The organism is Brevundimonas vesicularis (assembly GCF_032067225.1).
GTDB classification, from domain to species: domain Bacteria; phylum Pseudomonadota; class Alphaproteobacteria; order Caulobacterales; family Caulobacteraceae; genus Brevundimonas; species Brevundimonas vesicularis_F.
Genome location: NZ_DAMBJX010000006.1, coordinates 14,908 through 35,467 on the forward strand (window position 1 = coordinate 14,908; position 20,560 = coordinate 35,467).

A 20,560-nucleotide genomic window follows, 5' to 3' on the forward strand; every position below is an offset into this window, starting at 1 on the left:
ATCAGCAGCATTTGAACCCGCCGGCGCCGCCGAAGCGGCGCTGCTCGTGCAGGCGGAAGAAGGCGGTCTTGTCCAGCGGCGGCTGGTCGGGATGGGTCGCCGCCGCGTGATCGACATAGGCCTGATAGTCCGGCTGACCGATCATGGCGCCGGCCGTGCGCCGGACGCCGCGACCCCACCGCAGGGCGGCGTCGCGGCACAGGCACAGCAGGTCGTCTTGCGACGGGTTAGGCACGGGCCGCATCCGCCGCCTCGTCGGCCGCCGTCAGTTGGTGGCTTTCCGGATACTCGCGGACCGTCGGGCGGTTGTTCGCATAGGCCTTGCGGCACGCCAGGACGCCATAGACGACCATGGTGACGACCACGAACAGGAAGCCCGCCGTCAGGGTCGAGTTGACGTAGTCGTTGACCACGATGCGGTGCATGTCGCCGATGCTCTTGGCCGGAGCGATCAGTTCGCCGGCGCCCAGCGCCTCCTGATATTTGCGGGCGTGGGACAGGAAGCCGATACGGACGTCCGGGTGGAACAGCTTTTGGAAGCCCGCCGTCAGGGTGCAGATCAGCAGCCAGGTCGCGGGAACGACCATGACCCAGGCGAACTTCTCGCGCTTCATCTTGAACAGGACGACGGTGCCCAGGATCAGGGCGACGGCGGCCAGCATCTGGTTGGCGATGCCGAACAGGGGCCACAGGCTGTTGATGCCGCCCAGCGGATCGACCACGCCAGTGTAGAGGAAATAGCCCCACAGCCCCACCGTCAGGGCCGTGGCGACGACGTTGGCGCCCCACGACTTGGTCTCGCGCATCTTGGGCACGGCGACGCCCAGTAGGTCCTGGATCATGAAGCGGCAGACGCGGGTGCCGGCGTCGACGGTGGTCAGGATGAACAGGGCCTCGAACAGGATGGCGAAGTGATACCAGAAGGCCATCATGGCCTTGCCGCCGATCACGCCGGACAGGATGTGCGCCATGCCGACCGCCAGGGTCGGGGCGCCGCCGGCGCGCGACAGGATCGAATGTTCGCCCACGTCGCGCGCCAGCTGTTCCAGCTCTCCGGGCGTGATGTGGAAGCCCCACTGGGCCACGGCGGCTGCGGCGGAGGCGGCATCCTTGCCGATGACGGCGACCGGGCTGTTCATGGCGAAATAGACGGCCGGGTCCAGAACCGTGGCGGCGATCAGGGCCATGACGGCGACGAAGCTTTCGCACAGCATGGCGCCGTAGCCGATCATCGGGATCTGGGCTTCGTTCTCCAGCAGCTTGGGCGTGGTGCCCGACGAAATCAGGGCGTGAAAGCCCGACACCGCGCCGCAGGCGATGGTGATGAACAGGAAGGGGAACAGGGCGCCGGCGAAGACCGGGCCGGTGCCGTCGATGAAGGGGGTGATGGCCGGCATCTGCAGATGCGGACGCACGATCAGAATGCCGACGGCCAGGGCCACGATCGCGCCGATCTTCAGGAAGGTCGACAGATAGTCGCGCGGCGCCAGGAGCAGCCACACCGGAATGACCGAGGCGATGAAGCCATAGACCATCATTAGGATCGCCAGGGTCGGGCCGGTCAGGGTGAAGGCCGGACCCCAGAACGAATCGGCCGCGATATGGCCGCCGCCGATGATGGCCAGGATCAGCAGGACGACGCCGATCACCGACACCTCGCCCACACGGCCCGGCCGCAGGAAGCGGGTGTACAGGCCCATGAAGATGGCGATGGGGATGGTGGCGGCGACGGTGAAGGTGCCCCACGGGCTTTCGGCCAGGGCCTTGACCACCACCAGGGCCAGAACCGCCAGGATGATGACCATGATCATCAGGACGCCGACCTGGGCGATGATGCCAGGGATGTTGCCCATTTCGGTGCGGATCATGTCGCCCAGCGACTTGCCGTCGCGACGCGTGGACATGAACAGGACCATCATGTCCTGCACCGCGCCGGCCAGCACGGCGCCGACCAGGATCCACAGGACGCCCGGCAGATAGCCCATCTGGGCGGCCAGCACCGGCCCGACCAGCGGGCCTGCGCCGGCGATGGCGGCGAAGTGGTGGCCGAACAGGACGTTCTTGGGCGTCGGCACATAGTCCAGCCCGTCGTTGCGGCGCATGGCCGGGGTCAGGCGCGCGGGGTTCAGCTGCATGACCTTGTTGGCCAGGTAGCGGCTGTAGAACCGATAGGCGATCGCATAGGTGCAGACGGCGGCGACCACCATCCAGACCGCGCTGATGCTTTCGCCCTGATGCAGGGCGATGATGCCGAGGGACACCGCCCCCAGGATGGCGATGGCGCCGAAGATTATGGGTGTGCTGAGTTTGCCCACGACAGATCCCTCCCGGCCGGCTGACTGCGACCCTCGCCCTTGGTTTGCACCACAATGCGGGACAAGGCCAATCGACTAAAGTCGTAGAAATGAGGGATCAGACGTCTCCTCCCTGCGGAGAGGGGAGGTGGCGAAGGTCAGCCCCGAACCACCTTCACACAGCCTGCGGCTTCGCGCGCGCGGTCGCGGGCCTGTTCGACGTCGGCGCCGCGGGCGACAGCCACGCCCATGCGGCGGCGCTCGAAGGCCTCGGGCTTTCCGAACAGACGCAGGTCGGCGGTCGGGACCGACAGCGCCTCCGCAACGCCTTCGAAGGCGATCCCTTGCGCGTCCATGCCGCCATAGATGACGGCGCTGGCGGCGGGCTCGCGCTGGGTCACGTCGACGGGCAGGCCCAGGATGGCGCGGGCGTGCAGCGCAAACTCGCTCATGCTCTGGCTGGCCAGGGTGACCAGGCCGGTGTCGTGCGGACGGGGCGAAACCTCGGAGAACCAGACCTGGTCGCCCTTGACGAACAGTTCGACGCCGAAGACGCCGTAACCGCCCAAGGCCGCAGTAACCTTGGCGGCGATGTCCTGGGAGGCGGCCAGCGCAGCGGGCGCCATGGCCTGCGGCTGCCAGCTTTCGACATAGTCGCCCTTGACCTGACGGTGGCCGATGGGTGCGCAGAAATCGGTGCGGGTCGTGCCGTCGGCGCCGCGCGAGCGGACGGTCAGCAGCGTGATCTCGAAGTCGAAGTCGATCCGGCCCTCGACGATGACGCGGGCGCCGGCGACGCGGCCGCCGTCCTGGGCGTAGGTCCAGGCGTCGGCGACTTCATCGGCGCTTTCGACGAAGGACTGACCCTTGCCTGACGAAGACATGACCGGCTTGACGAAGTTGGGATAGCCGACGGCCTCGGCGCCAGCGGCCAGTTCCTCGGCCGAGCCCGCGAAGGCGTAGGGGCTGGTGGTAAGACCCAGCTCTTCGGCGGCCAGTTTGCGGATGCCCTCGCGGTTCATCGTCAGTTGCACGGCGCGAGCCGTCGGGATGACCGTCGCCATGCCGGCGGCCTCGATATCGGCCAGAACCTCGGTGGCGATGGCCTCGATCTCGGGCACGATGAAGTGCGGGGCCTCGGCCAGGATGACGCCGTTCAGCACCTGGGGATCGGTCATCGGGATGACGTGACTGCGGTGCGCGACCTGCATGGCCGGGGCGTTGGGATAGCGGTCCACGGCGATCACCTCGACGCCGAGCCGCTGAAGCTCGATGGCGACCTCCTTGCCCAGTTCGCCCGAGCCCAGCAGCATGACGCGGACGGCGGTGTCGGAAAGCGGGGTGCCGAGTTTCATGGGCGTCAGGCTCCGGTAGCGGGTTCGATCAGGTCCCAGGCGTTGCCGTAGAGGTCTTCGAAGACCACCACCTTGCCATAGGTCTCATGTCGCGGGGTTTCGCGGAAGTGGACGCCGGCGGCAAGCCAGGCGGCGTGGTCGCGCATCAGGTCGTCGGTCTCCAGAAACAACCAGACCCGGCCGCCAGCCTGGTTTCCGACCTGGGCCTTTTGGGCGTCGGTCGTGGCGCGCGCCAGCAACAGGCTGGTCTCGCCACCCTTGGGCGTGACCCGCACCCAGCGTTTGCCTGCGCCCATGTCGGTGTCTTCGCTGAGCGCGAAGCCCAGCTTGCCGACATAGAAGGCGATGGCCGCGTCATAGTCGTGAACAAGCAGACTGATCGCGCCTATGCGGCTCATTTCGCGGGCTCCGCATAGAGCTGGCGAAAGGCGTCGAGGGCGGCGCCGTGGTAGATGGTGGCGTGGGTCTCGGTCGGGCGGGGGGTGAAGCTCCAGCTCAGGCCGGGCAGGGCGTGGTCGCGCAGATTGGCCGTCAGAACGTCCATCGGCGCCTGCATTTCGGGGCCCTCGTCGCCCAGGGTCAGGATCAGGGTGCGCGGGTCGTTCGACTGGTCGCGCAAATGGGCGCCGGACTGACGCGCCAGTTCGCCCCCGTCCCACCAAAGGCTGGGGCTGACGGCGACATAGGCGTCGAACATCTGCGGTTCCTTGAGGAAGGTCTCGACCACGAAGAGGCCGGCCAGGGACTCGCCCATCAGGGCGGTCTCGCCGCTGGTGCGGAAGCGGGTCTGGATAAAGGGCTGGACCTCTTCGGCCAGGAAACGGCGGAAACGGTCCGAATGGCCCTGGGTCGGATAGCGGGCGATCAGGTCAGGATCGGTGGTGGGCAGGGCCAGTTCGTTGCGGCGATCCTCCGAGGCGATGCCGACCACGATCACGTCGCGCGTCGTGCCGACGATGGTCCCCAACTGGGCGATGCCCGAGATGTGGTGAAAGTCCTGATCCTGACCGCCGTCGAGGACATAAAGGACGGGATAGGTCTTGCCGCTGTCGGCATAACCAAGCGGCAGCCAGATGTTGATCTCACGCGTCGCGCCCATGATCGCGGAGGGCAGGGCGTAAGACCGGCCGATGACGATGGGGGTTTCGGCGATGGTCGGCGTCTGGGCGTGGGCGACGGGCGCCATCATGCCGAGGGCCACGCCGATGGTCAGCAGCAGACCGCGAACCGAAATCATCGACATCTCCACAAGCCTTCCCTCTCCCGGTGGGAGAGGGCTTGAGCGCACGGCGGCGAAGCCGTCGTTCTTGCGCGAAAGGGTGAGGGGTTACGCTGTGCGACGCGATCAGCACCGTAACCCCTCATCCGGCCCTTCGGGCCACCTTCTCCCTCAGGGAGAAGGGTAGATTTCTTACAGCCGCGCCTTGACCGCCGCGACGACCGCCTCGGTCGTGATGCCGAACTTCTCATACAGAACCTCCGCCGGGGCTGAGGCGCCGAAGCCGGTCATGCCGATGAAGGCGCCGTGTTCGCCGATGAAGCGTTCCCAGCCTTGCTTGATCGCGGCTTCGACGGCGACGCGGACCGTGCCGCGGCCGATGACCGAGGCCTGATAGGCGGCGTCCTGCTGTTCGAACAGTTCGAAAGAGGGGACCGAGACGACGCGGGTCGCCACGCCCTCGGTTTCCAGCGTCTCGGCGGCCTTCAGCGCCAGGGCCAGTTCCGTGCCGGTGCCGAACAAGGTGGCCTTGGCCTCGCCATTGGCGGCCTTGATCTCATAGGCGCCCTTGGCGGACAGGTTTTCGGTCGAGGCAACGGTGCGGACGGCCGGGGTCTTCTGGCGCGAAAGGGCCAGGGCCGACGGCGCGGTCTTGGTCTGCAGGGCGATTTGCCAGCATTCCATGGCCTCGATGGTGTCGGCGGGGCGGAAGACCAGCAGGTTCGGAATGGCGCGCAACGCCGCCAGATGTTCGACCGGCTGGTGCGTCGGGCCGTCTTCGCCCAGGCCGATCGAATCGTGCGTCAAGACATGGACGGCGCGGACACCCATCAGGGCGCCCAGGCGGATGGCCGGGCGGCTATAGTCCGAAAACACCATGAAGGTGCCGCCGTACGGGATGACCCCGCCGTGCAAGGCCAGGCCGTTCATGGCCGCGGCCATGCCGAACTCGCGGATGCCCCAGTTGACGTAACGGCCCTCATAGGTCGGCGCATCCAGGATCGGCGTGCCCTTGACGAAGGTGTTGTTCGAGCCGGTCAGGTCGGCCGAGCCGCCGACCAGTTCGGGAATGGCGGCGAACAGTTCGTCCAGCGCGGCGCCCGACGACTGGCGCGTGGCCTGGGCGGGCTGGGTCTTGACCAGTTCGGCGATCTTGGCGTTCAGGGCGTCGAAGGCGGCCTCGGGCAGATCGCCCTTCATGGCGCGGGTGAAGTCGGCGGCTTGGGCCGAGGCGGCGAGGCGGGCTTCCCACTTCTTGCGGTCCTTGGCGCCGCGACGGCCGACCTTTTTCCAGGCGTCGGCGATCGTCTGGGGCATTTCGAAGGGGTCGTGGTCCCAGGCCAGGCCGAGGCGCGTGGCGGCGATCTCGGCGGCGCCCAGGGCCGCGCCGTGGGTCTTGTGGCTGCCTTCCATCGTGGCGGCGCCCCTGCCGATCTTGGTCTTGCAGGCGATCAGGGTGGGCTTGTCCTGACGCATGGCCCACTTCATCGCGCCCTTAATGGCGTTCATGTCGTGGCCGTCGATGGCCTTAACCGCCCAACCGGCGGCCTTGAAGCGGGCCTTCTGGTCGGTTGTGTCCGACAGGGAGACCTTGCCGTCGATGGTGATCTCGTTGTCGTCCCACAGGACGTGCAGCTTGTTCAGCTTGTAGCGGCCGGCCAGCGCGATGGCTTCCTGCGACACGCCTTCCATCAGGCAGCCGTCGCCGGCGATGACCCAGGTGCGGTGATCGACCAGATCATCGCCGTACTTCGCCGCCAGATGGCGCTCGGCCATGGCGAAACCGACCGAGGTCGCCAGACCTTGGCCCAGCGGGCCGGTGGTGACCTCGACGCCCGGCATATGGCCGTACTCCGGGTGGCCTGCGGTCTTGGAGCCCCACTGGCGGAAGTTGGACAGTTCTTCCTTCGTGGCACCCTTGTAGCCGGTCAGGTGCAGCAGGGCGTAGATCAGCATCGAGCCGTGGCCGGCCGACAGGATGAAGCGGTCGCGGTCGGCCCAGTCGGGGCGGCTCGCGTCGAACTTCAGGAACCGGGAAAACAGCACTGTGGCGACGTCGGCCATGCCCATCGGCATGCCGGGGTGGCCCGACTTGGCCTTCTCGACGCCGTCCATGGCGAGGACGCGAATGGCGTTCGCCATCTGCTCAGGCGTGGCCTTTGGTGCGGTTTTGGCGTCGGTCACGGTGGAGACCTCTGTTGGGAAGGCGGAAAAAGGGGGCGCGCCCCTTTACCCCGGCGCGTCCTCGGCTTCTATACGGAATCTAAAGGAGCGACCGATGGCAGACGCCACCACGGCCGCACGGGCGCGTATCGACCGCGCCCTGGCCGAACTGGAACGCAAGATCCTGGAGCTGAAGGCGCGGCCCGCCTCGGCGCCCGCGATCGCGGACGACGACCTGTTCGCTCCGCGTGCCACAGATCAGCGCGTCGCCGAGCTGGAGGCCGCCGGGCGCGAGGCGTCAGAGGCGCTGGGCCGCGCCGCCCAGGCCGTGCGCGACGCCTTGGCCGAAAGCGAGGCCGGCTGATGGCGACGGTGACGGTCGAGGTCAACGGTCGCCCCTATGCGGTGGGCTGCGCCGACGGGCAGGAAGAGCGGGTCCGCATCCTGGCCAAACAGTTCGACAACCAGGTGCGTCAGGTCGCAGGCGACGTGGGCCATGTCGGCGATCTGCGGCTGTTTCTGATGTCCGCGCTGATCCTGGCCGACGAACTGCATGAGGCGCGGCTGAACGCCGGCAAGGCGGGGCCTTCGTCAACGACCGCGCCGGCGGCGGCTTCGACGGACGGGGTCGCGGAGGCGCTGAACGCTGTCGCCGCGCGGATCGAAAAGATCGCCCAAAACCTCTAGGCGATTATTCCGCTGCGGACGCTGGCGTCGGGGCCGGCGAAGGCCTATCTTGATCGACGGCGGGTCTTGCTGCGGCTCACGTCGAAGACAACATATCCTTCTGACCTTAATTCACTCATAGGGATCTGTCCCTGTCCGGGCTCGAGGGCTTGGGCATACGGAGCCCACCTGGCTACCCAGGTCGAGAGGATTTAAACGTTCTTCACGGTTCGCGCGGCGCCGCCACCTTCCTCTCTTTGTGAGTGTGCTATCGCTCGCCGCGAGGCGGCTCTTTGCATGAGCACGCGTTCGTAGGGGCGGTTCGATGATCCAGGACAAGCACGAACTTCGATCGGCTGCCCGCGCCTTGCGCAAGCGTCTGGCCGAGGCAGATCCGCTGGCCGCCAGCCGGGCGGCGGACCATGCCGATGCCCTTCCTGCCGCTCGGATCGTCGCGCTCTATCGCGCCATGGGGTCGGAGTTGGACACCGACGCCCTGGCCGCGGCGCTGGAGGCGGCGGGCCGCCGGTTGTGCCTGCCGGTCGTGGTCCAGCGCGACGCGCCGATGGAGTTCCGCGCCTGGTCGCCCGGCGAGCCGCTGGAGATGGACGCCGCCGGATGCCCCGCGCCGCTGCCGCTGGCCGAGGTCGTCATGCCGGACCTGATCCTGACGCCGCTGCTGGCCTTTGACGATCAGGGCGGCCGCCTGGGGCAAGGCGGGGGCTATTACGACCGGACGTTCGCCGCCCGACCCGACGCCATCCGCATCGGTTTCGCCTATGCCGGCCAAAGGGTCGAACGGCTGGCGCTGGAGCCGCACGACATTCGACTGCATGGCGTTCTGACCGAGACCGGCTATACGGCTTTCGAATGAGATTTTTTGCATGAGACTGGCATTTTTCGGCGACGTCATCGGCAAGTCCGGCCGTGACGGCATCAGCGATCATCTTCCGGGCCTGAAGCGGGACCTCAATCTCGACTTCGTGGTCGTGAATGCGGAGAACGCCGCGGGCGGCTTCGGCATTACCGAGAACACGGCGCGCGAACTGTTCATGGCGGGCGCCGACTGCCTGACGCTGGGCAACCACAGCTGGGACCAACGCGAGGCCCTGACCTATATCGTGCGCGAGCCGCGCCTGATCCGGCCGGCCAACTATCCGCGCCTGATGGATGCGCCAGGCGCCGGGGCCAATCTGTTCGAGACCCATTCGGGCCGGACGGTCCTGGTCATGAACGTGCTGGGCCGGGTGCATATGGACCCGATGGACGATCCGTTCGGAGCGGTGGAGCGCGAACTGGCGGCGGCGCCGCTCGGCGCGGTGGCGGACGCCGTTATCGTGGACATGCACGCAGAGGTCACGTCGGAGAAGATGGCGATGGGCCATTTCTGCGACGGCCGCGCGTCGCTGGTGGTCGGCACCCACACCCATGTGCCCACCGCCGACTGCCAGATCCTGCCCGGCGGCACGGCCTATCAGACCGACGCCGGCGGCTGCTGCGACTATGACAGCGTGATCGGCAACGAAAAGGAAGAGCCGCTGCGCCGTTTCACCACCCGAATTTCGGGCGGCCGCTACATGCCCGCGTCCGGCCCGGCGACGGTATGCGGGGTCTTCGTCGAGACGGACGACCGGACGGGTCTGGCCAAGCGGGTCGAGCCGATCCGCGTCGGCGGGCGGTTGTCTCAGGCGATCCCGGTCGTCTGACGCGCCCGGCGACGGTCGATCACGGTCTGGCGCACGGCCTCCAGCTCGGCCGCACGACGCTCGGGCGTATGGGTCGCCAGCACATAGGCCTGTGCGGATCGCGCCAGCGCCATTCGTTCCTCGGGTGACGAGATCAGCCGGTCCATCGCCGCCGCCAATGTCTTCGGCGTCACTGCATCGACATAGAGGGCGTGCGGCCCGCTGGCTTCGCGCAGGCCGCCGCGGCCGGACGAGATCAGGGCCGCGCCGGCCGCATGGGCCTCGATCGCCGTCAGGCCGAACGGCTCGTCCCAGACCGAGGGCGTCAGGGCGATGGCGGCCGTCTGCATCCGTCGCCGCACTTCGGCCAAGGGCGCTGACTTCAGCACCTCCACCCGGTCGCCATACCTCGCCAACGGCGCGACATGCCGGGCCGCCCAGCGTGCATGATCGTCCCAGTCGTTCAACATCAGCACGGCGCGCCAGCCGGGGTGGGCCTCCAGAACGCAAGGCAGGGCGGCGCATAGGACATCGATGCCCTTCTCCCGCATGGCGCGCCCGGCGAAAGCGATGACCGGCTGTCGATCTTCGGGCGAGGCCAGCCAGGCGCCAGCGTCGATGGGGTTGGGCACCGCGAACGCACGGTCATGCAGATCAGGGAAGGTGCGCACGAAGGCGTCCCGCTCCGCCACGCTGACGAAGACCAGGCCGTCCAGCCGCTCATAACGCGTCCGATAACGCCATCGGTCGATGGAGTGGCGCGGCGGGCGCAGGGCGTTGTGGCGATAGAGCAGATGCGGCGTCTCGGGCAGGGCCCGCTGCACGGCCAGCGCCTGTTTCACCTGCTGATGATGTTCGATCACATCGGGCTGAAAGTCGCGCAGCCGCTCGATCAGGGTGCGCATGCGGGAACGCCCCGCCGGCAAGGCGTCCACGCTCGTTGAAACACCGTCGTCCGCGCCTTGGCAGCAAAAGATGCGCGTCTCGCCACCCCGATCGACGCCCGCCATCGTCCGCACCACCGTCTCCATCGAGTTCGGCTGAGCTTCGGAAAACAGGCAGCCGGGAGGGAGCAGGATGGCGGTGCGCAACGGTCGACATCCGGTGGAAAGGACGGCGCGACCTATAGACGGTTCGTGGCGGAACGGCGACGGCGCCGCTTGGTCAGCCTTTGCGCCGCGCCCTCAGCCTCAACCGCATCGGCTCGCGGCTGCGCAGGGTGATCTGGTGAACTGGGCGAGGTTCCACCGTCGTCAGAGCCTCGACATCGGCGACGCGAAGGATGGCGGCAAGCGCGATCATCGCCTCCTGCAGAGCGAAGGCGGCGCCGATGCAGACGCGGGGTCCGGCGCTGAAGGGAATGTAGGCGTAGCGGTCGATGGCCTTGCGGTTCTCGGGCAGGAAACGTTCAGGCCTGAAGGCGTCTGGGTCGTCCCACAGCAGCTGGTGACGCTGGAGAATCCACGGGGAGATGATGACGGTGGCGCCGGCCTTGATCGTCTGCCCGCTGATCTCGTCGTCGGCCAGGGCCTTGCGGGCCATGGTGGGGGCGGGCGGAAACAGGCGCATCGTCTCCTCCAGCACGGCGCGGGTCCAAGGCAGGGCCTCGGCCCATTTCGGATCGGAGACGTCGAAGGCGTCGGCCTCGGCCTGCAGCCAGGCCAGATACTCCGGCTGGCGCGACAGCAGATGCAGGGTCCAGCCCAGGGCGCGGGCCGTGGTCTCGTGTCCCGCCAGAATGAAGGTCAGGATGTTGGCCGCGACCTCCTCGTCGGTCAGGCCCGCACCGCCATTCTCATCCTTCGCCAACAGAAGCGCGCTGAGCAGGTCGTCGGGCGGCGCGTCACCGCTTTCGATTCGGGCGCGGCGGGCCTCGACCAGCCGGGTCACGCGCTGCTCGAAGAAGCGGGCCGAGCGGAAACTGGCCAGGCGACCCAGGCGCGGAGCCCAGTCCGGCGCGCCCAGCACGTCCAGCGGATCGATGCGCGCGCCATTGGCCAGAAACTGGTTCAGCGCCCGCTCGAAACCGCGCGCCTCGCCGCCCAGCTCGTCCGAGAACATGGTCGCCGACAGAATGTCGAAGGTCAGGCCAGACATTTCGCTGTCGATATCCAGCACGCGCCCGCGCGCCGACAGCGACCAGGCGGCCACGCGCGCATGAGAGACCTCGGCCATCCGGGCGTTCAGCGTCGCCATCTTGGCGGGGGTGAACAAGGGCGCGAGGATCCGCCGGGCGCGACGCCAGACCTCGCCCTCGGTCAGCAGCAGGCCCTCGGCCAGCATCGGCCCCAGCACACGCCGTTGCAGATCGCCCTTCACATAGTTGGCGGCATTCTCGGTCAGGACGTGCCGCACGCCCTCGGGATGGCTGACCACCAAGATTTCACCAAAGGCCGAAGATCCATGCAGTTGCGGCTCGGTGAAATGCCGCTCGGACCACATCTGGATCGGATCGCGCCAACTGATCCACAGGAACGGCAGCAGCGACAGCGGCTTGCCCCCGCGCCGGGGCGGTATGGCAGGACGGAAGATGGTGTCGGCGGTCGTCGCGGCCATCAGACGCTCCCTGTTCAATCGCCGGTTCAGCCAGGCGCATCTCTCCTGAAACGCGCCATCCGGCTCCTGCGTTCATGCGGGATCAATGCGACGTCAACGCGGCGGGCGCGCCCTGCCGATCGCGGCGAGCAAGCGCGTCATATCTTCAGCAGCCAAATCTTTCGCGCGCTGGCTGGAGACGACGGGTTTCGAAACCATCGCTGCGGGGGCCGCGGCTTGAGCCGCTCTCTTCTTCTCGCGCCTTTCGAAAAGGAAGCGTTGAAGACCCCAGACCAGGTGAGGCGTCCACGGCTGGCCGCAGGCAGTGCTCTTTCCCGCCTTGTTCAGCAGGCCGGCGACCTCGTTAGGCCGGGTGAAGCCGCTTTTGAAACAGGCGCGGAGCAGGGGATCGAGCTCATTCAGAAACGACTCTTTGGAGCGATCACGAAAGGCGAAATGCTTCAGCTCGTCTCTGGTGATCTGCGAAGGCTTGGAAGACGGCCGCCCAGCTGACGCGGCCTTGGTGCGGGTGGGCCCCGCTGGCTTTCCGCCGCCGCGATAGGGTCCCTTCGCCAATCTCAGTTCGCCGGGGGGGCGGTCGGCGCCCAGGCCTTCATCTGGGCGATCTCGCGCGTCTGCGTGTCGACGACGCTCTGGGCCATGCGGCGGATTTCGGGGTCGCGGCTGTCGCGCAGGGCGACCTTGGCCATGGCGACGGCACCTTCGTGGTGGGCGATCATCTTGGCGACATAGGCTTGGTCGATCGTTTGACCCGAGGCGGCGGCCATCTTGCGGTGCATCTCGGCCTCGGAGGCGGTGAAGGCCCGATCTCCAGGCGTGACGCCGGGGGTAGAGCCGCCCATGGCGTGACCGGCATGACCGGCGGCTTCCATCTGTTCCGTCGTGCGCGCCGCCGCAGCCTGGTTGGCGGCGGAGGTGTCGCGCAGCGCCTGCTGCACCGGATCGCCGCCGCCGTCGCAGCCGCTCAAGAGGCCCAGCAGGACGAGCGGCGTCAGGACGCGGATCATGCCGCGTCGCCCAGCCAACCCGGCATCCAGCCTTCATGCCATTCGCGCAGATGGGCGACGGGGATGCTGAACAGTTCGCCCTTGTCGCCCTTGGAGGCGAAGGCGGCGCCACCCGCATGGCCGACGACCGAAGCGTGCAGACCCGCCTCACGCGCCTTGGCGATGATGACGTCGGCGTCGGGGACGGCGACCAGGTAACGGGCCTGATCCTCGGCGAACAGGAAGATGTGGGCGTGGGCCGCGCTGGAGGCGTCCAGGGTCACGCCGACGTCGGAGGCCAGCACCAGATCGGCGGCGGCGCCGATCAGGCCGCCGTCCGAGAGGTCGTGAACCACGGTCAGCTCGCCCGCCTCAATATGGTCGCGCACGAAGTCGCCGGTCTTCTTTTCCAGCTTTAGGTCCACGGGCGGCGGAGCGCCGTCCTCACGGCCCAGTACCTCGCGCAGATAGATGGACGCGCCCAGTTCGCCCTGGGTCTGGCCGATCAGGACCAGCGCATCGCCCTCGGCCATGGTCGAGAAGCCGGTCACCACATCGTAGTTGGGCAGCAGGCCGACGGCGCCCACGGTCGGGGTCGGCGGAATGGCGACACCGTTGGTCTCGTTATAGAGCGACACGTTTCCGCTCACGACCGGGAACACCAGTTCGCGGCAGGCCTCGGCCATGCCTTCGATGGCGCGCACGATCTGGCCCATGATCTCCGGGCGCTGCGGATTGCCAAAGTTCAGGTTGTCGGTGATGGCGATCGGACGGCTGCCGACGGCGGTCAGGTTGCGCCAGGCCTCGGCCACCGCCTGCTTGCCGCCCTCATAGGGGTCGTTCTGGACGTAGCGGGGGGTGCAGTCCGAGGTGATGGCCAGACCCTTGTCTGTGCCATGCACGCGCACCACGCCGGCGTCGGCGCCGGTCGAAGAGTCTTGAAGCGTGTCGGCCATGACGTGGCGGTCGTACTGTTCCCAGATCCAGCGCTTGGAGGCCATGTCGGGGCAGGCGACGACCTTCATCACCGCGTCGGCCCAGTTCTCGGGCGCGGGGATCTCGGCGTGGTTCAGCTTGGGCTGAAGCGCCGGCTGGACCCAGGGCCGGTCATACAGAGGCGCGTCGTCGAACAGGGGCGCCAGAGGCACGTCGCAGACGGTCTCGCCATGATGCTTCAGCACCAGATGACCGGTGTCGGTGGTCACGCCGATGATGGCGAAGTCCAGGCCCCACTTCTGGAAGATGCGATAGCCGACATCTTCGTAACCGGGCTTCAGCACCGCCAGCATCCGCTCCTGGCTTTCCGACAGCATCATCTCATAGGCCGTCATGCCGGTTTCGCGCTGGGGCACCTTGTCGAGGTTCAGTTCGATTCCGACGCCGCCCTTGCCCGCCATTTCGACCGAGGACGAGGTCAGGCCCGCTGCGCCCATGTCCTGAATGGCGGCGACGGCGCCCGAGGCCATCAGCTCCAGCGTCGCCTCGATCAGCAGCTTTTCGGCGAAGGGGTCGCCGACCTGGACCGTGGGGCGCTTGGCCTCCGACTCGTCATCGAACTCGGTCGAGGACATGGTGGCGCCGTGGATGCCGTCGCGACCGGTCTTGGACCCGAAATAGACGACGTCATGGCCCGCCTCCGGCGCGGCCGAATAATAGATCTCGTCGGCGCGCGCCAGGCCGACGCACATGGCGTTGACCAGGATGTTGCCGTTGTAACCCTTGTGGAAGTTGGTCTCGCCGGCGACGGTGGGTACGCCGACGCAGTTGCCGTAGCCGCCGATGCCCGAGACGACACCCTTGACCAGGCGCTTGGTCTTCTCGTGGCTGGGATCGCCGAAACGCAGGGCGTTCAGCAGGGCCACCGGCCGCGCGCCCATGGTGAAGACGTCGCGCATGATGCCGCCCACGCCGGTCGCCGCACCCTGGTAGGGTTCGATGTAGGATGGGTGGTTGTGGCTCTCCATCTTGAAGATGCAAGCGTCGCCGTCGTCGATGTCGATCACCCCGGCGTTCTCGCCCGGCCCGCAGATGACACGCTCGCCGGTCGTGGGGAACTTGCCCAGGTGGATCTTGGAGGACTTGTAGGAGCAGTGCTCGGACCACATGACCGAGAAGACGCCCAGCTCGACATGGTTGGGCTCGCGCCCCAGTCGGTCGAGGACGACCTGATATTCATTGGGGGCCAGGCCGTATTCGGCGGCCAGTTCAGCCATCGACTTCTGGGGGGTCTTTTGCGAAGCGCTCATGGGCGGCGCTTCTAGCCGCAGATGGGCCGAATGTCAGCCCGCGCGGCGCAAGAACGGGGAACATCGTCCATCGCAGGTGGTTGATTTCGTCGACAGCCAAAGGAGCCGCCATGACCGACACGCCCATCGACCCCGCCGCCACCCTCGAAGATGACGACCTGCCCGAGATCGCCGCCGACGACGCCGGCGCCTCCGCCCTGGCCGAACGGGCTCAGAAACAGGCCGATGACGCCGAGGAGGAAGAGGCGTGAGCAAGCCGCACACCGACCGCATCGTCCCGGCCTCGGGCCAGCAGATGGATCGTTCAAATGATCCAGAAACCACCGCAGAGATGGACGCCGCGGCGCCGCAAGCGGCTCTGGCCAGCCGGCGTCAGCGGCTGACCGGTTCGGCCGTCGGGATCGGCAGCGTCGGCTTCGATGAAACCGGCGCCTTCGACGTGGGTGCCGATGACCACGCGCCTCAGGACGACGCGGTCACCGACAAACCCTGAGTCTTAGCGAGCGCGTTCGACGCCGGGTCGCAGGCGGAAGGTCAGCAGCAGGCCGCCGATCAGCAGGACGATCGCGCCGGCCAGAGCCGTGAAGGCGACGGTCGGCTTGTCCGCCTGTTCGGCGACGAACGCGCCCAGAAGGCCCCAGGCCGTCGGCAGCGGATAGGCGAGGGTGCGCAGCACCGCCGTCACCGCCAGGGCGACGACTGTGACGGCGACGATGGCGACGATGGCCCACAGGTCAGGCGACAGGGCGGCGGGCAGGGCGTTGAACGCGGTCGCCGTCGTGATCAGGTTCAGCGGCGCAGCCACCGTGAGCCAGCCCGCCAGGGCCGCCAGCGGCCAGACCAGCAGGATGCGCTCACGATCGAACATCCTCAACGCGCGGATATGGCTGGATACGGCCAGCATCGGCAGCAACAGCGCGATCAGCGAGGCGAAAATCACGCCCACGCTGGCGGCCTTCAGGTTCAGGGCCGCCACGATGATCCAGAATCCAATGCCGAAGAAGGCGACGGCGGACGGCCGACCCATTCGACCCAGCAGCGGGCTTTCGCCCGTCTGGGGCAGGGCCTGACGGATCGCATAGGCCAGAATGCCGATATAGATCAGGCCCCAGATCGAGAAGGCGTAGCCCGCAACGCGCAGGGTGCTGTTGCCGTCTGCGGCGAACTCGGCCTGGTTCAGGCCCAGGCCGGCCAAGTTCTGCACCAGAGGTACGACGATCGCGAACAGGGCGGCGGCTAGGACGACCAGACGACGGGTGCGTTGGCGGGGCGTGGGACGGATGATGGAGGACATTCGATTTCCAATGCGACGCTTGTTTCCGCCTTTACGCCTCGCCACGCCAGAAGGTTCACCGCGAGCGGCAGAAAAGTGAAGCTTGCATTGGGTGCCGTCGGCGTCATTCTGCCCGACATGATGCTCAAAGCCTCCCTGCCGGCTCTGTTGATCGCATTGGTAATGGTCGCGGGCCAGGCGTCCGCGCAGACGACCGGAGCGCCGCTGCCCATTTCGGTCCAGACTGCCTGGTCACGTGTTCGAGCAGCCCTAACGCCTCAGCAGCAGGCCAATGAGGTGCGGGGCTTCCTGTCGGCGCTCGCCAACGAAAACGGGCGGCCGACGACGCCGGCCCTGGATGCGCGCGATATCGCCTCGGGTCGCGCCGTGTCGCTCGACGACCCGTCCCTGCTGCAACGTCCGCAAGCGCATGAGGTCACGGTGACGGTGGACGGTCAGTTCCTGATCTTCCGTCCGCTGTCCCGCGCCAGTCTGGAGCCGTTTTTCGGCCGTTAGGAACAATCGGCCCGACCGCGTGGTTGTCAGATGCAATCCACACTTAGGAGCCCATCATGGCCGATACCGAAAACACCCAGCCCTCGCTCGAAGACGAAGTCGCCGCCAACCGCGCCATCGAACAGGGCCTCGGCGTCGGCGCCCGCGAGCTGGCCGCCCAGCGCGAACCCGGAGAAGGGGCTTTCGATGACGAAAACGCAGAAGACGATAAGATGGCGGACCTGTCCGACGGGCGCTCTCAAATCAAGGATGCCTGACCGGTTCTAGGGCTCAACCTTGAAGTTGACTAAGAAGCGAACCATCCGGTCAGCCAATGTCAAACCAGCTGCCGACGCTTCATCCGATAGCTTGAGCCGTGCTCGCGGCAACGACCTCTCAACCGCCTTCCACAAATCATATCCTGCTGGCTGCTCGCTTTCAGGCTGACACTCGGTCAACTGGCCCGAGGCGGTGACGACGCAAGAGAGCACAACGTAGCCCTCAAGCGGAGATCTGTCTTTGACGGGATTTGGGAAGGTAGGTCGTGGCATTGTTTGCCACTGAACTGTATTCGGCAGTCCGTCTTGACCATTGCCGTCAACTTCGGCTGCCCGGGTTTCGCGCGGATCAACCATCGGCCGACCGCAAGCCGTCAAGGTTTGTTCGATAGCAGTGCTCGACGGATCAAGCTCCATCACATAACGCGTGCGCGGCCCGCCGTTGTTTCCAGGCACAATAACCTGCAGCTTGCCGCCTTTCGCCAAATCGCGGGCGACCACGGCAGGGAGGCGACTGAACGCCATGCTGCGTTGCGTGCCCACAGTCCACACGGATGTGTAGGGCTGTTCTTGATCGCCGGCCTGGATCCCGAGTTCCCGCGACGTTGAACCTCTCGTGGCCTCAGGCAATCCGGTGATCAGCACGTCGTACGCATTATCAACGCAACGTGCTGCGATCGTCAGGCCTGAGGTGAAGTCGATCGTGGCCAGCACCGCCTTGCGTTCAGGGGCAGAAGTGAGAGTCCAGTCTTCACTCTGGGGCGTGATCTCCTGCGCGAAGGCAGGGGTGGTGGTGGCGACCGCCACAAGATAGGCGGAAAGTAAAAGAAGGCTTCGCATACGCTCAATGCGCACCAACTTGCGATTGCCGTCAAGCGGCCGTGTAGATGCTCTGGAACAAAGTTGCGCCGTCGGCGGAGCCGAGTTCGGCTTCGAAGGCGCGATCCGGGTGGGGCATCATGCCCAGGACGTTACCGCGCGCGTTCTGGATGCCGGCGATGTCGTTGACCGAGCCGTTGGGGTTGTCGACATAGCGGAAGACGACCTGGCCCTCGCCCTCGATCCGGGCCAGTGTCTCGGCGTCGGCGAAGAAGTTTCCGTCGCCGTTGCCTTGGGTCATCGTCACTTCGCGCTGGCCCTGATAGCCGGCGGTGAAGCGGGTCTGGCCGTTGGCGACGGTCAATGCGATCGGCTTGCAGACGTATTTCAGACCCTTGTTGCGCAGCAGGGCGCCGGGCAGCATTCCGGCCTCGCACAGGATCTGGAAGCCGTTGCAGATGCCGACCACCGCGACGCCGTCGTCCGCGGCCTTCTTGACCGCCTGCATCACCGGCGACTGGGCCGCCATGGCGCCGCAACGCAGATAGTCGCCGTAGGAGAAGCCGCCTGGGATGACGATCAGGTCCAGGCCCTGGGGCAGTTCGGTGTCGGCGTGCCACACCATCGAGACCGGCTCGCCGGTGGAGCGTTCGACGGCGACCTTGCAGTCGCGATCACAGTTGGAACCGGGGAAGACGATGACGGCTGCGCTCATGGCGCGGGCCTTTAGCAGGGTTCTTTCGCCTTGTCAGGCCGTCGCGCGCGCCCGGCCGGTCAGCCAGGCGATCAGGAAGATGACGAAGCCGCCCAGGGACAGGCCCATGCCGACCCAGCCGGTCGAGGCCCAGCCATAGCCGGCCGCGATCGCCATCCCGCCCAGCAGCGGGCCGATGGCGTTGGCCGTGTTGAACGCCGAATGGTTGAGCGCCGCCGCCAGGGTCTGGGCGTCGCCGGCGACATCCATCAGTCGCGTCTGCAGGATCGAACCCAGGCCGCCCCCGCCGCCGATCAGGAATACCACGACCATCACGGCCCACAGGTGGGGCGCCGCCAGCGGATAGAGGGCCAGCGCCGCCGCGCTCCACAGCAACAGGCCGCCCGCCGCCTTGAACCCCAGATGGTCCGCCGCCCAGGCGCCCAGGATATTGCCCAGGAACATGCCCACGCCGAACACGGCGAAAACCCAGGGGAGGACAGCCGTGCCGGCGCCCGTCACTGCCTCGAGCGTCGAGGCGAGATAGGCGTAGACTGCGAACATGCCGCCAAAACCAATGGCGCCCACGCCCAGCGTCAGCCAGACCTGACTGCGCTTCAGGGCGCCCAGCTCGCGCCAGGGGCTGGCGTCGGGGTGGGCCGGATCGCGCGGAGCGAACAGGGCGACCAGGGCCATTGTGATCACCGCCAGCACCCCCACGATGGCGAAGGTCCAGCGCCAGCCGTGGGCATGGCTGATGATGTTGACGACGGGCACGCCTAGAACGGTCCCGACCGTCAGCCCCATAAGGATGGTCGAGACTGCGCGCGTGCGAAAATGTAGCGGCACGATGGAGGCCGCGACCAGGGCCGCCACGCCGAAATAGGCCCCGTGCGGCAAGCCGCTGAGGAAGCGAAAGACCAGCATCCAATGGTAGGTCGGGGCCAGGGCGCTGGCCATATTGCCGATGGCGAACAGGGCCATGAAGGCGATCAACAGCAGCCAGCGTGGGTAGCGTGCGCCTAGGACCGCCAGGATCGGCGCGCCGACCACGACGCCGGCGGCATAGGCGCTGATGACATGGCCGGCGGTCGGCGCATCGACGCCAAGCCCGGCGGCGAAGTCCGGCAGGATGCTCATGGCCGCGAACTCGGTCACGCCGATCGCGAACCCGCCCATGGCCAGGGCGATCAGCACGAGGGCGACCGCCCCGCGCGAGCGGACGGGAAGGCGGGTGTCAAGGGCGGCGTCGGTCATGTTGCGCTGCAAACTAATCAGCGTTCATGACGCCACAAGGGCCACGCCGCCCTGCAACGATCACGCTTTGTTTTCGTAGGTGGCGGTGATCGACGCCTTGGCCAGGGTGTGGAAGTGCAGGTTGAAGCCGAATACGGCGCCGGAGTTGTCGGCCGTGACGTCCAGGCTTTCGACATCCACCGCAAAGACGGTGAAGATGTAACGGTGCGGGCCATGGCCGGGGGGCGGGGCGGCGCCGCCGAAGCCGGGCTGACCATAGTCGGTGCGGCCCTGGATGGCGCTGTGGGGCAGATGCCCGCCCGGCGAGCCGGCGCCGGCCGGCAGCTCTGTCACATCCGCCGGAATATTGGCCACCGTCCAGTGCCAGAAGCCCGAGCCGGTCGGCGCATCGGGATCATAGCAGGTGATCGCATAGCTCTTTGTGCCCTCCGGCGCGCCGGACCACGACAGTTGGGGCGATTGATTGCCTTTGGCGTGAACCTGGGCGTCCGGCAGCACGCCGCCGTCCTGGATGTCGGTGGAGGTGAGGGTGAAGGTCATGGGCGCTCCGTCAATCAAGCCGTCTGCTAAACTG

24 protein-coding genes and 1 other RNA gene are annotated in these 20,560 nt (G+C 67.1%); 9 read left to right on the forward strand and 16 right to left on the reverse strand.

The window, feature by feature from the left end; genetic code table 11:
* Position 1 precedes the first annotated feature (1 nt).
* From RT123_RS02535 to tkt, 6 genes are all read right to left on the reverse strand, one after another.
* Positions 2 to 244, reverse strand: coding sequence for a YbdD/YjiX family protein (locus RT123_RS02535; protein ID WP_255366543.1), 243 nt, complete (start codon positions 242 to 244; stop codon positions 2 to 4).
* On the reverse strand, positions 228 to 2,315 hold the full coding sequence (locus RT123_RS02540) for a carbon starvation CstA family protein (protein ID WP_313007604.1): 2,088 nt from the start codon (positions 2,313 to 2,315) through the stop codon (positions 228 to 230). Before RT123_RS02540 ends, RT123_RS02535 begins: the two co-directional genes overlap by 17 nt.
* 137 nt (positions 2,316 to 2,452) lie before the next feature.
* Positions 2,453 to 3,649, reverse strand: coding sequence for a formate-dependent phosphoribosylglycinamide formyltransferase (purT, locus tag RT123_RS02545; protein WP_313007606.1), 1,197 nt, complete (start codon positions 3,647 to 3,649; stop codon positions 2,453 to 2,455).
* 5 nt (positions 3,650 to 3,654) lie between these two features.
* On the reverse strand, positions 3,655 to 4,047 hold the full coding sequence (locus RT123_RS02550) for a VOC family protein (RefSeq protein ID WP_313007608.1): 393 nt from the start codon (positions 4,045 to 4,047) through the stop codon (positions 3,655 to 3,657).
* Positions 4,044 to 4,892, reverse strand: a complete 849-nt coding sequence (locus tag RT123_RS02555; RefSeq protein ID WP_313007610.1) for an alpha/beta hydrolase-fold protein — start codon at positions 4,890 to 4,892, stop codon at positions 4,044 to 4,046. Before RT123_RS02555 ends, RT123_RS02550 begins: the two co-directional genes overlap by 4 nt.
* Positions 4,893 to 5,060: 168 nt before the next feature.
* Positions 5,061 to 7,052, reverse strand: coding sequence for a transketolase (gene tkt, locus RT123_RS02560; RefSeq protein WP_313007612.1), 1,992 nt, complete (start codon positions 7,050 to 7,052; stop codon positions 5,061 to 5,063).
* A gap of 94 nt (positions 7,053 to 7,146) precedes the next feature.
* On the opposite strand from tkt, the gene RT123_RS02565 reads away from it, so the two are divergent.
* The 5 genes from RT123_RS02565 to RT123_RS02585 all read left to right on the forward strand — a co-directional run bounded on the left by RT123_RS02565 (position 7,147) and on the right by RT123_RS02585 (position 9,403).
* Positions 7,147 to 7,395, forward strand: coding sequence for a hypothetical protein (locus tag RT123_RS02565; RefSeq protein ID WP_313007613.1), 249 nt, complete (start codon positions 7,147 to 7,149; stop codon positions 7,393 to 7,395).
* Positions 7,395 to 7,718, forward strand: a complete 324-nt coding sequence (locus tag RT123_RS02570) for a cell division protein ZapA (protein ID WP_284876794.1) — start codon at positions 7,395 to 7,397, stop codon at positions 7,716 to 7,718. The genes RT123_RS02565 and RT123_RS02570 overlap by 1 nt, the downstream gene beginning before the upstream one ends.
* A gap of 63 nt (positions 7,719 to 7,781) precedes the next feature.
* Positions 7,782 to 7,942, forward strand: a non-coding RNA gene (gene ssrS, locus RT123_RS02575) — 6S RNA.
* An 80-nt stretch (positions 7,943 to 8,022) separates the two neighbouring features.
* Complete coding sequence (locus tag RT123_RS02580; protein ID WP_313007617.1) at positions 8,023 to 8,571, forward strand: 5-formyltetrahydrofolate cyclo-ligase; 549 nt, start codon at positions 8,023 to 8,025, stop codon at positions 8,569 to 8,571.
* 10 nt (positions 8,572 to 8,581) lie between these two features.
* Positions 8,582 to 9,403, forward strand: a complete 822-nt coding sequence (locus RT123_RS02585) for a TIGR00282 family metallophosphoesterase (RefSeq protein WP_313007619.1) — start codon at positions 8,582 to 8,584, stop codon at positions 9,401 to 9,403.
* On the opposite strand, the gene RT123_RS02590 is transcribed toward RT123_RS02585, so the two are convergent.
* The 5 genes from RT123_RS02590 to purL all read right to left on the reverse strand — a co-directional run bounded on the left by RT123_RS02590 (position 9,382) and on the right by purL (position 15,170).
* On the reverse strand, positions 9,382 to 10,473 hold the full coding sequence (locus tag RT123_RS02590; RefSeq protein ID WP_313007621.1) for a glycosyltransferase family 4 protein: 1,092 nt from the start codon (positions 10,471 to 10,473) through the stop codon (positions 9,382 to 9,384). The two genes, RT123_RS02585 and RT123_RS02590, sit on opposite strands and share 22 nt — an antisense overlap.
* 73 nt (positions 10,474 to 10,546) lie before the next feature.
* The gene (locus tag RT123_RS02595) at positions 10,547 to 11,938 is read right to left on the reverse strand and encodes a cytochrome P450 (protein WP_313007624.1); all 1,392 of its coding nucleotides are present in this window, start codon (positions 11,936 to 11,938) and stop codon (positions 10,547 to 10,549) included.
* Between the two features lie 93 nt (positions 11,939 to 12,031).
* The gene (locus tag RT123_RS02600) at positions 12,032 to 12,493 is read right to left on the reverse strand and encodes a hypothetical protein (RefSeq protein WP_313007627.1); all 462 of its coding nucleotides are present in this window, start codon (positions 12,491 to 12,493) and stop codon (positions 12,032 to 12,034) included.
* A 2-nt stretch (positions 12,494 to 12,495) separates the two neighbouring features.
* A complete protein-coding gene (locus RT123_RS02605; protein WP_313007629.1) occupies positions 12,496 to 12,945 on the reverse strand; it encodes a DUF305 domain-containing protein in 450 nt (149 codons plus the stop codon).
* Positions 12,942 to 15,170, reverse strand: a complete 2,229-nt coding sequence (gene purL / locus RT123_RS02610) for a phosphoribosylformylglycinamidine synthase subunit PurL (protein ID WP_313007631.1) — start codon at positions 15,168 to 15,170, stop codon at positions 12,942 to 12,944. Before purL ends, RT123_RS02605 begins: the two co-directional genes overlap by 4 nt.
* A 110-nt stretch (positions 15,171 to 15,280) precedes the next feature.
* Between purL and RT123_RS02615 the strand changes: the two genes are divergently transcribed.
* Entirely contained in the window at positions 15,281 to 15,421 is a 141-nt protein-coding gene (locus tag RT123_RS02615) for a hypothetical protein (protein ID WP_313007632.1), read from the forward strand.
* Complete coding sequence (locus RT123_RS02620) at positions 15,418 to 15,663, forward strand: Tat pathway signal protein (protein WP_313007633.1); 246 nt, start codon at positions 15,418 to 15,420, stop codon at positions 15,661 to 15,663. Before RT123_RS02615 ends, RT123_RS02620 begins: the two co-directional genes overlap by 4 nt.
* Positions 15,664 to 15,666: 3 nt before the next feature.
* Here RT123_RS02620 and RT123_RS02625 read toward each other — a convergent pair whose 3' ends face one another.
* On the reverse strand, positions 15,667 to 16,464 hold the full coding sequence (locus tag RT123_RS02625; protein ID WP_313007635.1) for a hypothetical protein: 798 nt from the start codon (positions 16,462 to 16,464) through the stop codon (positions 15,667 to 15,669).
* Positions 16,465 to 16,551: 87 nt separating this feature from the next.
* Between RT123_RS02625 and RT123_RS02630 the strand changes: the two genes are divergently transcribed.
* Positions 16,552 to 16,959: a hypothetical protein gene (locus RT123_RS02630; protein ID WP_313007639.1), complete on the forward strand. Its 408-nt coding sequence runs from the start codon at positions 16,552 to 16,554 to the stop codon at positions 16,957 to 16,959.
* Positions 16,960 to 17,015: 56 nt separating this feature from the next.
* Positions 17,016 to 17,216 carry a hypothetical protein gene (locus RT123_RS02635; RefSeq protein WP_313007641.1) on the forward strand — a complete coding sequence of 67 codons (201 nt, stop codon included), beginning with the start codon at positions 17,016 to 17,018 and terminating at the stop codon, positions 17,214 to 17,216.
* 6 nt (positions 17,217 to 17,222) lie between these two features.
* Here the strand turns inward: RT123_RS02635 and RT123_RS02640 are convergent, their stop codons facing one another.
* The 4 genes from RT123_RS02640 to RT123_RS02655 are packed head-to-tail and all read right to left on the reverse strand — an operon-like array spanning position 17,223 to position 20,526.
* On the reverse strand, positions 17,223 to 18,074 hold the full coding sequence (locus tag RT123_RS02640; RefSeq protein WP_313007643.1) for a hypothetical protein: 852 nt from the start codon (positions 18,072 to 18,074) through the stop codon (positions 17,223 to 17,225).
* A 13-nt stretch (positions 18,075 to 18,087) separates the two neighbouring features.
* The gene (gene purQ, locus RT123_RS02645; protein ID WP_313007645.1) at positions 18,088 to 18,750 is read right to left on the reverse strand and encodes a phosphoribosylformylglycinamidine synthase subunit PurQ; all 663 of its coding nucleotides are present in this window, start codon (positions 18,748 to 18,750) and stop codon (positions 18,088 to 18,090) included.
* A 33-nt stretch (positions 18,751 to 18,783) separates the two neighbouring features.
* Positions 18,784 to 19,986 (reverse strand): MFS transporter, encoded by a 1,203-nt coding sequence (locus RT123_RS02650; RefSeq protein ID WP_313007647.1) that lies wholly within the window; start codon positions 19,984 to 19,986, stop codon positions 18,784 to 18,786.
* Positions 19,987 to 20,046: 60 nt separating this feature from the next.
* A complete protein-coding gene (locus RT123_RS02655) occupies positions 20,047 to 20,526 on the reverse strand; it encodes a YbhB/YbcL family Raf kinase inhibitor-like protein (RefSeq protein WP_174085256.1) in 480 nt (159 codons plus the stop codon).
* Positions 20,527 to 20,560: the final 34 nt, after the last annotated feature.

Excerpts from the sequence above, each read along its gene's own strand:
- purQ (WP_313007645.1), bottom strand. The coding sequence starts at position 18,750 with ATGAGCGCAGCCGTCATCGTCTTCCCCGGTTCCAACTGTGATCGCGAC.
- RT123_RS02550 (WP_313007608.1), bottom strand. The coding sequence starts at position 4,047 with ATGAGCCGCATAGGCGCGATCAGTCTGCTTGTTCACGACTATGACGCG.
- RT123_RS02570 (WP_284876794.1), top strand. The coding sequence starts at position 7,395 with ATGGCGACGGTGACGGTCGAGGTCAACGGTCGCCCCTATGCGGTGGGC.
- RT123_RS02655 (WP_174085256.1), bottom strand. The coding sequence starts at position 20,526 with ATGACCTTCACCCTCACCTCCACCGACATCCAGGACGGCGGCGTGCTG.
- RT123_RS02585 (WP_313007619.1), top strand. The coding sequence starts at position 8,582 with ATGAGACTGGCATTTTTCGGCGACGTCATCGGCAAGTCCGGCCGTGAC.
- RT123_RS02625 (WP_313007635.1), bottom strand. The coding sequence starts at position 16,464 with ATGTCCTCCATCATCCGTCCCACGCCCCGCCAACGCACCCGTCGTCTG.
- RT123_RS02595 (WP_313007624.1), bottom strand. The coding sequence starts at position 11,938 with ATGGCCGCGACGACCGCCGACACCATCTTCCGTCCTGCCATACCGCCC.
- RT123_RS02635 (WP_313007641.1), top strand. The coding sequence starts at position 17,016 with ATGGCCGATACCGAAAACACCCAGCCCTCGCTCGAAGACGAAGTCGCC.
- RT123_RS02580 (WP_313007617.1), top strand. The coding sequence starts at position 8,023 with ATGATCCAGGACAAGCACGAACTTCGATCGGCTGCCCGCGCCTTGCGC.
- RT123_RS02535 (WP_255366543.1), bottom strand. The coding sequence starts at position 244 with ATGCGGCCCGTGCCTAACCCGTCGCAAGACGACCTGCTGTGCCTGTGC.
- RT123_RS02605 (WP_313007629.1), bottom strand. The coding sequence starts at position 12,945 with ATGATCCGCGTCCTGACGCCGCTCGTCCTGCTGGGCCTCTTGAGCGGC.
- purT (WP_313007606.1), bottom strand. The coding sequence starts at position 3,649 with ATGAAACTCGGCACCCCGCTTTCCGACACCGCCGTCCGCGTCATGCTG.
- RT123_RS02565 (WP_313007613.1), top strand. The coding sequence starts at position 7,147 with ATGGCAGACGCCACCACGGCCGCACGGGCGCGTATCGACCGCGCCCTG.
- RT123_RS02555 (WP_313007610.1), bottom strand. The coding sequence starts at position 4,892 with ATGTCGATGATTTCGGTTCGCGGTCTGCTGCTGACCATCGGCGTGGCC.
- purL (WP_313007631.1), bottom strand. The coding sequence starts at position 15,170 with ATGAGCGCTTCGCAAAAGACCCCCCAGAAGTCGATGGCTGAACTGGCC.
- RT123_RS02650 (WP_313007647.1), bottom strand. The coding sequence starts at position 19,986 with ATGACCGACGCCGCCCTTGACACCCGCCTTCCCGTCCGCTCGCGCGGG.
- RT123_RS02615 (WP_313007632.1), top strand. The coding sequence starts at position 15,281 with ATGACCGACACGCCCATCGACCCCGCCGCCACCCTCGAAGATGACGAC.